The sequence below is a fragment of the Acidobacterium sp. FHG110202_01 genome, from assembly GCF_059115305.1.
The window spans coordinates 26935-39091 of the sequence record NZ_JBZYWJ010000015.1 but is presented as its reverse complement, the minus strand read 5'-3'; the positions used below and the strand labels follow the sequence as shown (position 1 = coordinate 39091).

Annotated in this window: 8 protein-coding genes and 1 pseudogene; 5 read left to right on the top strand and 4 right to left on the bottom strand. The window is 52.3% G+C overall.

The window, feature by feature from the left end:
* Both AC5S16_RS22760 and AC5S16_RS22755 read right to left on the bottom strand, forming a co-directional pair.
* Window positions 1-234 (bottom strand): annotated as a pseudogene (locus AC5S16_RS22760) (IS110 family transposase); the annotation flags it as partial.
* 137 nt (window positions 235-371) lie between these two features.
* Window positions 372-2474: a winged helix-turn-helix domain-containing protein gene (locus AC5S16_RS22755; protein ID WP_493932419.1), complete on the bottom strand. Its 2103-nt coding sequence runs from the start codon at window positions 2472-2474 to the stop codon at window positions 372-374.
* 201 nt (window positions 2475-2675) lie between these two features.
* On the opposite strand from AC5S16_RS22755, the gene AC5S16_RS22750 reads away from it, so the two are divergent.
* The 5 genes from AC5S16_RS22750 (at window position 2676) to AC5S16_RS22730 (ending at window position 9411) form a co-directional block, all read left to right on the top strand.
* Window positions 2676-2921 (top strand): hypothetical protein, encoded by a 246-nt coding sequence (locus AC5S16_RS22750; RefSeq protein ID WP_493932418.1) that lies wholly within the window; start codon window positions 2676-2678, stop codon window positions 2919-2921.
* 115 nt (window positions 2922-3036) lie between these two features.
* Entirely contained in the window at window positions 3037-3297 is a 261-nt protein-coding gene (locus AC5S16_RS22745) for a hypothetical protein (RefSeq protein ID WP_493932417.1), read from the top strand.
* A 66-nt stretch (window positions 3298-3363) separates the two neighbouring features.
* On the top strand, window positions 3364-4176 hold the full coding sequence (locus AC5S16_RS22740) for an SAM-dependent methyltransferase (protein WP_493932416.1): 813 nt from the start codon (window positions 3364-3366) through the stop codon (window positions 4174-4176).
* 483 nt (window positions 4177-4659) lie between these two features.
* Window positions 4660-7962, top strand: a complete 3303-nt coding sequence (locus AC5S16_RS22735; RefSeq protein ID WP_493932415.1) for a TonB-dependent receptor — start codon at window positions 4660-4662, stop codon at window positions 7960-7962.
* A gap of 72 nt (window positions 7963-8034) precedes the next feature.
* Window positions 8035-9411, top strand: coding sequence for an alkaline phosphatase family protein (locus tag AC5S16_RS22730; RefSeq protein WP_493932414.1), 1377 nt, complete (start codon window positions 8035-8037; stop codon window positions 9409-9411).
* A 45-nt stretch (window positions 9412-9456) separates the two neighbouring features.
* Here the strand turns inward: AC5S16_RS22730 and AC5S16_RS22725 are convergent, their stop codons facing one another.
* Window positions 9457-10782 carry a hypothetical protein gene (locus tag AC5S16_RS22725; protein ID WP_493932413.1) on the bottom strand — a complete coding sequence of 442 codons (1326 nt, stop codon included), beginning with the start codon at window positions 10780-10782 and terminating at the stop codon, window positions 9457-9459.
* A gap of 176 nt (window positions 10783-10958) precedes the next feature.
* Window positions 10959-12149 carry a sialidase family protein gene (locus AC5S16_RS22720; RefSeq protein WP_493932412.1) on the bottom strand — a complete coding sequence of 397 codons (1191 nt, stop codon included), beginning with the start codon at window positions 12147-12149 and terminating at the stop codon, window positions 10959-10961.
* Window positions 12150-12157: the final 8 nt, after the last annotated feature.

Below are 12157 nucleotides of genomic sequence, written 5' to 3'. Positions count from 1 at the left end.
GAACTGCGCCGCAATGAGCCTGACATCGTGGCCCTGCTGCTTCAAGGCTCTTCCGAGGAAATGCGCTCCAGAGCACGCTTCCAGGCCGATCAGCGAAGTCTGCATGTTCGCTGTAAACGCCAGCAGCTGCCTCTGAGTGAACTTTTTCTTCACCAGCATCTTGCCGGAGGTTCCCAGCGCAACAAGGTGAAATGTGGTCTTGCCCAGGTCAATGCCAACCGAACGAATCTGCATATCGATGATCCTCCTCTAACCGCTGCTACCATCCTCCGCCTCAGCGGAGGGTTACGGCGGCGGACCATCTCATTAGTCGGCTTGTATTTACCAACCATCACGAAACCTGGTGAGAACAGAGACCTAGTATTCATTATTCAGGGATGACTCAAGAGAGCGATGGAATAGATTTCGTTGACGCCAGCTTGGCGAAGAAGAATGGGATCGCCTTCCGGCGTGAGGTTGATGGAGAGGCCGTAAAATCCAGTACGACGGATCCCCTTAAGGCTGGCATAGGGTTCTAGGTGTCGAGAACTGAGGTTGTAGCGGTAGAGCTCGGGTTCAATATTGCTGTCGAAGAAGATGTTGCGACTGTCGGGGCTCCACACAACATCGTTAACGCCAACTTCGGCGAGGGTGTTCCACCTCTGGGAGGCAAAATCATAAAGCATAAGCTTTCGATTATCCTGCGTGCAGGCTGCAATGTAATGCCCGTCAGGCGACCAGCGGACTGTCCACAATCCTTCTGAGCCAGGGATCGCAGTTACTTGTCCCGAGACATGGTCATAAATAAGGATAGGACTTTTTGTCTTGCCGTTGACTCCAAACTGAACCAAATGGGCGTATGCGATCTGTCTTCCATCTGGCGACCAGGTCGCGACCCCTTGGTCACTGGCATCACCCGGGATCAGGGCATGTGGTATTCCGCCGGCGGCTGGCACTTCGTATATCTTCCAGTTCTCGTTCGTGTTAGCAGCTATATAGAGCACGCTCTTTCCATCGGGAGACCACTGCGGGAAACGCGCGATGGCTGGCCCCTGCGTGAGTTGTCTACGCTCAGTTCCGTTACGGCGCGCCCTCCAAAGGGTCCCTTCGGGATATGCGGTCCAGGCAATCCATTCGCCATCGCGTGAGAAAGCAAGCGTGTCCGAGGATATGTCTTCAAATACCGGCTCGAAACGCCGGGTTCGGTTGTCATATCGAATGAGCTCTCCATGTGCCTGTTCACCTGCGGCAAATAAATGTCTGTCATCGGCGGAAAATGTTGGAGAACGCCAGAAATCAACCGGGCCGGATGGGGCTATCTCCTGTGGAGCAAAATCAGCCTGGTCTGGAGATAACCTCTCCCCCTTGATCCAGAGAGAGCTGCCCTTGGCAGAAGAGACGACGTAAGCGTACATGGAGCCGTTGTGGCTCCACTCCCCACAGCATTCGTCACCATGCCAGGAACGCCTGGAGAAGACAGGATGAGGCTGACCTCCATTCGCGCTGACCTCAAACAAGATGTTGTTGCGGCCTCCGTCACTCGCTGAAAAGCGTATGCGCGTCCCATCGGGAGACCAGCGCGGCCAGAAGGGTATTGAAGGAAGAACCGCGATAACGTGCAGATTGGATCCATCAGTATGAGCTACATAAAGACGAGTGCCGCGGGCAAAGGCAATACGGTCTCCTTCAGGCGAAAGAGCTGCTCCATGCGCATTAATGAACGATGCAGAGTGCGCAGGACTGAAAGAGAATTGCTGAATGCTCACAGGTGCACTGGTATCCATTTCCCAAACAGGGCTGAAGAGCATCTGCCTTCCATCGGAGGAAATTGCTGTGAGCACTGCATGGGGATCAGGGATCACATCTCTACGAAGCTGCCCAACTGACGGTGACCAATGAGCCAGATGATGGCGATTATCAATCGTTTCCGTGAAATAGAGGTCTGTCCCGGCAGAAAGCAGTGGACACAGATATTCCTTATAATTGCCATCGCTCGTGAGGCGGGTGATTTCTCCAACATGGAAATCCGGGGATATGTAATGGTGGCGAAGACGAGCGAGGGTGAAGAGCAGGACGAAGCAAAACAGGGCAATGGTAGAGATACCGTAGATCCACGCTTTTCTACTACTCTTTGGGGTTAAGGTTTTATTCTCGAGTTCTTCAACCGGAACACGCAGCCGGTAACCCCGCTTGGGGATCGTTTCGATATAGTCTCCACCGTCGGGAGCCTTGCCGAGGGTTTTGCGCAACAGAAAAATCGTCTGGGTAAGATTGGCCTCAGTTACAAAGGAATCGGGCCAGAGCGCATCGCGAAGCTGTTCTTTTGTGGCGGTCGCACCACGAAGCTGGACAAGGATAGCCAGAGCATCGAATGCCTTGGGCGGAAGACGGACGCTTTCTCCGTTCTCACGCAACAACACGGTTTTCTCAATATCAAATGTGAATTCGCCAAAGCGCACCCAAAGCATGCTGATAACAAAAGGCTTGCTGTTCATAAGAAAAAATTGAGCTGCAGTTCCTCCTGCGTATCGTTATTTTCACCCTAAACTCCCCATGAGCGAACAGATTTTGAACACTTCCCTTGGGAAAAAGACAACTCTGATTCGATCGATGTCTGCCTGGTGCCATCCACAGACATTAGGCCTTTTATAGAGCAGCCGAATTACATATCTATGACAAGATGGGAGATTTGATTTATGGCTCACAAGAAACTCACGGAGTTCCTGCTTCAACTGGCAAACAATCACACAGTTCTATCGAAGTTCGAGAAGAATCCAAATGAAACGATGAAAGAGGCCGGACTTTCCGAACGACAAGCGGAAATCATCAAAAGCAAGGATGCAAAGAAGATTGAGGAAGCTGTTCTTGCCGAGTTTCCGGATGACCCTGGAATCGGCGTTGCTGTCAGACCCATAAAAATAGTCATCACGCTGGAACTCTAAATCCGAACCTTAAAACCAGCGGTCGCTGTGGAATCTCGCTTTTGTAGCGTTGTTTTCATTTGGTTGAGGTTCTTCCTGGCCAAATCACACAGATCTTTCAAACAAGGAGTTTTTCATGTCTGACAAAAAACTGGCTGAATTTCTGGTCAAGTTAGCCGACGACCATAAGGCATTGTCCACTTTCGAAAAGGACCCGGATGCCGCCATGAAGGCTGCCGGTCTTTCCGCTGCGGAGATTTCTGTCATCCAAACCAAAGACGCTAGAAAGATTCAAGAGGCGATCATCGCCGAATACCCGCCGCATCATCCCATAAGCACGGCCGCAAGACCGAAGATCTCCCTTACTATTACCATCTCCATCACTGTATCGATTTAAGATTCCTGGCGGCACAGATAAACCTTTACTCCGATTTCATCGAATTTATGAGGAGACACTTCACCGGTGGCTGAACACAATCGAGAAGAAATTTCCGGCTCCCTTAGTGTTGTCGGAAGCGGCATTCGACTGAGTCAGATGTCTGTTGAGACGCGAGCAGCGATTGAGAGAGCCGACAAGGTGTTCTACCTTGTAGCCGATCCAATTACGTATAGCTGGATTCTCAACCTGCCGTGCGATGCCGAAGACCTGCATAGTTCTTACAGTGAGGAAAAAGATCGAAAATACTCCTATATGGATATGGTGGACCGCATCATGTCTTGTGTCCGTGAGGGGATGGCAGTGTGCGTCATCTCCTACGGGCACCCGGGCGTATTTGCATTTCCAATGCACGAATCGATTCGCCAGGCGCGTCGAGAAGGATTTCCTGCCAGAATGTTGCCGGGAATATCTTCAGAGGATTGCCTCTTTGCGGATCTGGGCATCGACCCTGGGGAACGTGGCTGTCAAAGCTTTGAGGCAACGGATTTCCTCGTATTCAGTCGAAGATTCGATTCGTCGAGTCCGCTCATTCTATGGCAAATCGGAGTCACGGGCGACTTGGGCTATAAGCATCATTTCAGACTCGATGGTCTCCGCGTTCTTGTCGAGGTGTTGGAGAAGTCCTATAGCCCAACTCATGAAGTAGTTCTCTATGAGGCGTCGAGCAGCTCCGTCGCCAATTGCGTGATTCATCGCATTGCCTTGCAAAATCTGCTTGAGACGCCTGTGACTCCTATCTCAACACTCTATGTACCGCCCATTACTCCGTCAGTTCCTGATAGCGATATGTTGGCCAGGTTAGGAATTAATGTTTCGGCTCTCAGGGAAAAATCCTAGGCTGTACGGATTCATCCGATCCTTACTGTGCGCTGAGTGGGGAAGCAGAGCCTCCGGTGAACTCACCGAACCCAATATCCCGATCAATCCGTTTTCGCGGACGCAACGAGGTAGTCTAATACGCTTTTCAACAATATCGATGAAACAAAGTCCGTTCGTTTCGAGGGAAAAGATCTTACTTTACCGACCCGTGGGGTTGATTTGACTCCAGAACGGAATTAACCCTTTTGTCGTTCATGAACAGACTATAAATTTGAGCAGCAAACTTGCTTTACACACTGCGCAGTAAGGGTAAATCCTTTCGCGAATCTCTTTACAACTGCGGCAAAACTGCCTTTTTACGGTAAAACACAGGTAAAGTCACCGCAGTCGTTCACAATATCTCCGCGACAATCCTCTCATAGCCGACTGAACTCGGCCCTGAGGAGGATCAGTATGCAATGCTCTGGCCTGAAGAGCCATCGTGCCAGGTTAGTACTTTTTTTGCTGTGTTACGTTGTTGCCTGGCATAGCCCAACATTAGAGGCCCAGACGATTACGGGAGCCATCCGGGGTTTAGTGACCGATCCCAGCGGGGCAGTTGTAGCAGGGGCGACGGTCACAGCCTCCAACACTGGCACCGGCGTCATCAACACATCCGTAAGCGATGGAAAGGGACTTTATAACTTCCAGTTTTTGCCAATCGGGACCTATGCCGTGAGCGCTGCCGCACCCGGTTTTAACTCGATGTCCGTCCCCCCATTCACTCTGGAGATCGATCAGATCGCCACTGTGAATATAAAGTTACAAGTTGGCCAGGCCAACACGACGGTCAACGTCAGTTCCGAACTCAGCCCGATTCTGAATACAGAAAATGCAACGCTTGGCGTGACGCTCACGGCCAGCACGATCGGCAATATGCCGCTTAACGGACGCAACTTCTCGTCCGTTACCCAGTTTCTTCCCGGATCGGTATCACCTCAGCCTACCGGTTTTAATGGCACCAACGCTATCGAACGGGACACAGGAGCCGCAGGCGTAGCTTCCTTTAACGGAAACCGTCAGCAGACAAATAATTTTCTTCTGGACGGAGCAGATATCAACGAGAGCTTCAGCAATACGATTGGCTACAATCCTGCCCCGGATGCGATTGGACAGATAAAGGTCATCACGGGCAATGCAGATGCCGAATATGGAAACGTAAACGGCGGTGCGGTTCTGCTCTCTACCAAAAGTGGCACGAACCAGTTCCATGGGAGCGCGTATTACTTTTTGGAAAATGACAACCTCGACGCCAACACCTGGGCCAATAACTTCGCTGGCGTAGCAAAGAGCGGCTATACGCAGCAGATCTTTGGCGGCACTTTCGGAGGGCCGATTCTCCGTAACAGACTTTTCTTTTTCGGCGATTACGAAGGCATGCGCTACCACACCGGTGGTCAAGGTACCGCAAGTGTCGCTCCGGAAGCATTCCGCGAAGGGAACTTCTCTGCTCTGCCCCAACTCTATGACACACAGAGTAACTTTGCGCCCTATGCGAACAATCAGGTGCCCATCCTGAATCCTGTAGCACAGTTTCTTTTTGCGCATCCTGAGGCCTACCCGCTGCCGAACCAGGCGCCGACCGATGGAATCGCGCAGAATAACTACCGCGGTTATCAGAATTCATTCAATGCCAATAATCAGGGCGACCTTCGTGTGGACTATACCCTCAGTCAGCGGGACACTCTGATGGGCAGATACTCAATGGGAGATGCCTACGACGGAGTCACCCACTCTGTTCTTCCCATTACCTTTCCCGCGGCAGACGACTATCCGGTTCACAGCATTGTTCTCAACTGGACCCATGTATTTTCAGACAGCGTAGTGAATGAGCTGCGTGCCAGCTTTACACGATTACTCTTCGGAAACAGCAAGATTCAGGATCAGAGCGGACTGTTTGGCGCTACGGGCAATGCTAAGGTCGGTATCCCCGGCTCACAGACCTACGTCGGCTTCAGCGAGCAAACCATGACAACCGGCTCCATCAGCAGTGTGGGCACAACAGCCGGAATTTACGGAAAGCACGATAATACTTTTCTCTATGCCGACAACCTCACCTGGCAACATGGCAATCATGTCACTAAATTCGGGGTGCAGTTCCTTCGCTATCAACAGAACAACTTCGACCCCGGCAATGAAGGCACACTGGGGATTTTCGAGTACAGCGGTCAATTCACCAGTAACCCTGCAATGAAATCAACGGGCTACTCCTATGCGGATTTTGTTCTTGACCGCGCAGTCTACGCCGGGATCGGAGGCGTTCGTGGATTCACCGGCCAGCGCCAGTGGCGCGATGCTGCCTTCGCGCAGAATGACTGGAAACTGCTGCCTAATCTCACAGTGAACCTCGGGCTCCGTTACGAATATGATCAGTCGATTTATGAGGTAAACGACAAGGAATTAAACGTGAACCTGACAGACCCGTCTCTGGGGACCGCGGGTTTGGAATACGCAGGCAAAGACGGTAACAGCCGGGCTCTGTATGATCCGGTGTATACCAACTTCATGCCTCGCCTTGGCTTCGCGTATCAGCCTGCGTCACGGTTCGTAATTCGAGGGGGTTATGGCACCACCGTCACTCTTGAAGGCACCGGTTCCAGCCTGCGCCTGACAGAGAATCCTCCCTTTGAATACTCCTTCATTGCTCAGGCAATCACCCCGAGCGCTACGTCCGGAGGAGCGCCTCTGCTCGTCGAAAACGGATTTCAAACAGCGCCCGGCAATGTATCGGTAAGCACGACACAATATTTCGCCTGGACAAAAAACCTGCGACCTTCGTTCATTCAGCAATTCAGCCTGACAACGGAGTACGAGATCAACAACCGTACTTCAGCCCAGGTAGGATACGTTGGACAAACGGGCCAACATCTCATCGTTCCTGTAGATGGGAACCAGTGGCCAGCTCCCTGCGTAACGAACTGCACCAATGCGCCTTTTTATAAACTCGTTGGACAAACAGGCCTGGTCAAGGTCACCGCATCCGGGGCGATGAGCAACTACAATGCTTTGCAGGCAATTGTGCGCAGGCGCCTCGAGAATGGCATGGAATATACCATCAACTATACCTATGCCAAGGCTCTTACTAACAATCCCGGCTTCTACGGCGTTCCCGGTGTAAATGGAGCCGGGTCCTATTGGCAAAATGCATACAATCCTTCAGCCGATTATGGTCCAAGCGGCTTTGATATTCGTCACAACCTGACTGCCACAGGCTTCTATGAGCTTCCTGTTGGGCACAACAAACAGTTTGGAAGTCATCTCAACCCCTTCCTGAATGAGGCAGTAGGAGGATGGAAGGTGGCCGGAACAGCAACACTCTATTCAGGGTTCCCCATTACCATTTCAAGTCCTAACAATGCGAGCGTGAATTCCCTTGCAGCCCGGGCAAATCATTACGCAAAACTGAAAACGATGCACCGCTCTGTCCAGAACTGGTTCGGAACTGATTCATCAGCCGCACCCTGTACCGGCGCCTCCAACGGAGAATGTGCTTATGGTCCGGAGCTTCCAGCCACCTTCGGCACAGCCGGTGTTGGTTCGGAACGAGGGCCTGGCTATCGTGAAGTCGACCTTTCGCTCTTCAAAACCTTCCCCATTACTGATAGCGGACATGCGCTCGACTTCCGCGCAGACTTCTTTAACGCATTTAATATTGCAAGCTATTCCGATCCTGATCGAGGAGTGACCGATAATAACTTCGGCCAGATCACTAGCACGCGCTCTCCGCAACGACAGATCGAATTCTCCGCACGTTATCACTTCTAATTCAGCTGTTTCTACCCGTCCCACAGCCCTTATGCCTGTGGGACGGTATCCTATTTCATTTCAGGAGCAATCTTGCGTTTCATTCACGCTGTCACCATCTACCTTTTTCTGGTCCTGTCAGGATGCCTCTCTCTTCAGATCCATGCGCAGTCAGACAGGCATCCTGTTCTGATGATTTCTGTGGACGGCCTGCGACCGGACTATGTTACGCAGGCGGAAGCGCATCATCTTCATCTGCCTGTATTAGAGAAGTTCATGCAGCAGGGTACATATGCCGACGGGGTAATTGGCATCATGCCAACGCTGACATTCCCCGGACATACCACGCTGGTCACCGGAGTCTCGCCGGAAAAGCATGGCATTTATAACAACATTCGCTTCGATCCGCTCGGGAGCAACAACAATGCCTGGTACTGGTATGGCAGCGACATTAAGGCCCCTACTCTCTGGCATGCAGCAAGGCAAGCGGGAATTGTCACGGCAAGCATCTTCTGGCCCGCTACCGTCAATACTCCGGATATCCAGTATCTGGTGCCTGCTTATCCCGTCCGCATCCGCGAAGACAGTCAGTTGATGGAAGCAATCTCTCGCCCGGACAACTATCTGCAGGAGATTGAAAAACAGACCGGACCGTTCTACATCTTCGGCGCAGGCACAGACTTTGATGAGCAGCTAACCAGGACTTCGCTCGCCATCATACGGACAAGCAAACCAGGCTTCATGACAGTCCATCTGGTATCTCTCGATCATTACGAACATTTGACCGGACCCTTCAGTTCGGAAAGCAACGCATCCATGGAAGCCATCGATAAAATGATCGGACAACTGGCGGAAGCAGAGCGCGCAAACGATCCGGAAGCAATTGTCGTTGTAGTCTCCGATCATGGATTTGCCGCAACGCATACCAGCGTCAACCTGCTCATACCATTCATGCAGGCGGGATTTATAACGTTAAAGACAGGCGCGCACCCGGGCCTTCCTGTCATCAACTCCTGGAAAGCAACTTTGTGGAATTCAGGCGGCTCTGCTTATGTCATGCTGCATGATCCTGGCGACGCAACAACGCGCGATCAGGTGAAAGCTTTGCTCGAACAGCTGAAACAAAATCCCTCTTATGGAATCTCCCGCATACTCACGCACGATGAGATTGTTGCAGGAGGCGGTGATCCCGATGCGGCTTTCCTCATTGACTGGAAACCCGGTTACAGCGGTGGCGAAGCGCTCGTCGGCGAAATCGTGAGACCGATCCCCGGAACAGGAACACATGGGTATCTGCCGGATTCGCCGGAACTCCGCTCAGCTTATTTTGCGATGGGTGCGGGCGTCGCGCATCACTGTGATGCGGGAGTCATCGACATGCGCCAGATAGCGCCGGCTGTGGCGGGACTCATGGGCGTCAAAATGCCGAACGTGAACCAGCCTGCACTTTCTTGTGCGGCAAAGCAATAAGCAAGACAGTACCGTCTTCGACATCGGGAGCAGGCGTGCGGCTTGTTACGGATAAAGACGATACGCCAGCAGACTTGGCGGTGAACCAACGCCATTCACATCGAAGGTCTTCAGCAGCAATTCGAAATGCGAAAGATTCGATTGATGGCCGACAATCGGGCGGAGCAGGGTTTCGAAATTTTTTCGATTCACAACAAGATCGGCCGCTGCTTCAGTATCAGCGAGCGAGAAACCCTGAACGATAAGAACGTTTCCTCCGCCCGACAGATTAGGCAGAAATGCTACTGTTGCGTATCCGTGGGCTGCGTCACTAAGGTCGTAAGGGTAATGAGACGGCTCTCCAGGCTTAGGGTTCCGGTTCTCCACCTCCAGCGGGCCCTTCATTCTATCGTCCTGAAAGAAAAAGTTGGTGCGGGATAAAAAGAGACCCGTCCAGGGATTCGCCTCCGGCGTACCCAGCAGGACAAGATTCGACTGTTTCAGATCACCCAGCTGTAAATCGCGCGCATACCGGATTTTGGTCTGGTTTGGGATCGCCTCTTTCATGTGTGTCACAGCCACCGCAAGTTCCAGGTCTGCAGTCGATGTATATCGATGTGCGGCCAGCGTTTTCAGAAGAGACCGGTCGCATGGCTTGTCGCACTGAATGTCCGCCAGGTACTGTCCATTCGCATATTCAGAGACGTTGACGACATGACCCGTGAAAACTCGCAGAACAACGAGACTGCTGTCCGCGGGTACGATGAGTGTCTCTCTGTTGCTGTCGAAGAGTTGCGACCATAATTTATGTGCTGGCCCCTGGTCCGCCGCGCCTGGCTGGAGATCACCCGAAGGCCCTGCCAGAAATACCGTGACAATGCCAAGAAGCAGTCCCAGCGCAACACAGCCGAGAAGAGCGCCCCACCAGCGCCATGTGTGTGCTCCGGATGTGACAGCTGATGAGAAAGTCTCTTCTACGACAATCTCTTCACCCGCAATCGGAATGAGCTCGCGCGCAGGTTCATCGATGCGCTCGAAGACCGGAACATAGCCGCCTCGCGGAAGCGTAATTTTCAGAGTTTCTTGGCTTCCCTCCTCTTGAAAATAAGATTCCAGTCGTCGACGCAGACGTGTAGCATGCACGCGGACAATATTGTCATCGCGAGGATCGTATCCAATGGGGCGCTCAAAGATACGCTCGCCAATCAACTGCTCGGTGAGCTTTTCAGAGTTTCCGGCAAGAGTTTCACGAACGACATAGAGGAGAAAAGATGAAAGTCGAGCCGACTTCTCAAATCCCGCAGTTGTTATGATGCGCTTTACCAGCTTCCATCTGGGGTCCCGCTCCAGAGAAGCTTCCTGATAATTACTCCCAGTTACGACTGTAGACATGGGGGTTTTCTCTCGGCATGATTTTAACCGCCATGAATAAATAAATGATGAACTCGCTCTGCATCATGCCGAACGGTTCAGCACGACATTGTTGCGAGCATAAGTAAGCCTCTCTGAGGCAAACCATAATCCAGACACGATCACGAACAGAACTATCATACCGACACCGCGAAACCTTAGTTCGGTTCCCATGTAGCGGGCGCTGATCCGGTTTCGAGCCATGCTTTGGAAATCTTCGCCAGCACCAGATGGGCAGGTTTTGATTCAGTTCCCTGCAACGAGCCGGCTTCGTAGATCACAAAAAGATCGTCCCCTAGAGAAGTGATATCGCTGTAGCCTGCTACTCCGGGATCGATAACCTGCTGGTGGCTCCATGTAGCTCCATCGTCCTCGCTTACTTTTATTGTGAGGTTCTGCCGTGCTTTCCATTTACGGGCAGCATTGCCGGGGACATCCCGGCTGTCCGGGTTGGAGAAGTAGAGCCGGGCTGGACGATGCCGCGAAGCAGGCACGCTCAAGATGCCCGCATCACAGATTGGGTCGAAGAGCTGCTCATCGAACTTCGGCGTCGACCAGTGCGAAATTCCATCTTCGCTCAATGAAACCGCACGCAGATGCTTATCTCCTCCCGACCGGATATTCAGCATGACTTGGCCATTCGCTAGCTGCACAGCCACGGTTTCATTCGGATTTGCGATTTGTTCTGAGTCACGGGCAACCACCACACCGCTGTGCCAGGTACGTCCATGATCATCGCTGTAGACAGTGCCAACAGCGGCAGGTGCGTGCCCACGCGTGCCGTTGGCATTGGCCTTGCCGCTGGCGAACCATGCAGAAGCCAATAGCCTGCCATTCTTGAGTTGGATCCCATGTCCAGTGCCGGGTGTGACAACTGTCCAGTCGAAGTCTGGCTTGAAGGCATCGAAGGTAGACGTGATCTCAACTTCGGGCGAGAACGTCTTGCCGTCATCCTTCGTATAAATTTCGAAGACGCGGCTATAGTTCTTTTGATAGAGAAAGTAGACGGTTCCGGTTTTGAGATCGGGAATAGCGACGATATTGTCCGTCAGCTCATTTCCCGTACCAGCAATTTTGCGGGAAGGTTCCCATGTCTTGCCGCCGTTGACGCTTCGGCGTAACAGTATGTCGATGTCCGCCCAGTCGCCGCGATCAAGCTGTTTTCTGCCGCCACAATAAGCCAGCAGAACACCATGCTTAGTAACTACGATTCCCGGAACGCGATAGGTGGCATAGCCCCCGATACCAGCATTCCAAAGATTGATGCTCTCCACCTGCCCTACGGCCACGGCAGCAGTCATTATGAATGCGAAGAGAATAGCCTGAACGGTCCTCTTGAACCGACGCATGCTCTTTC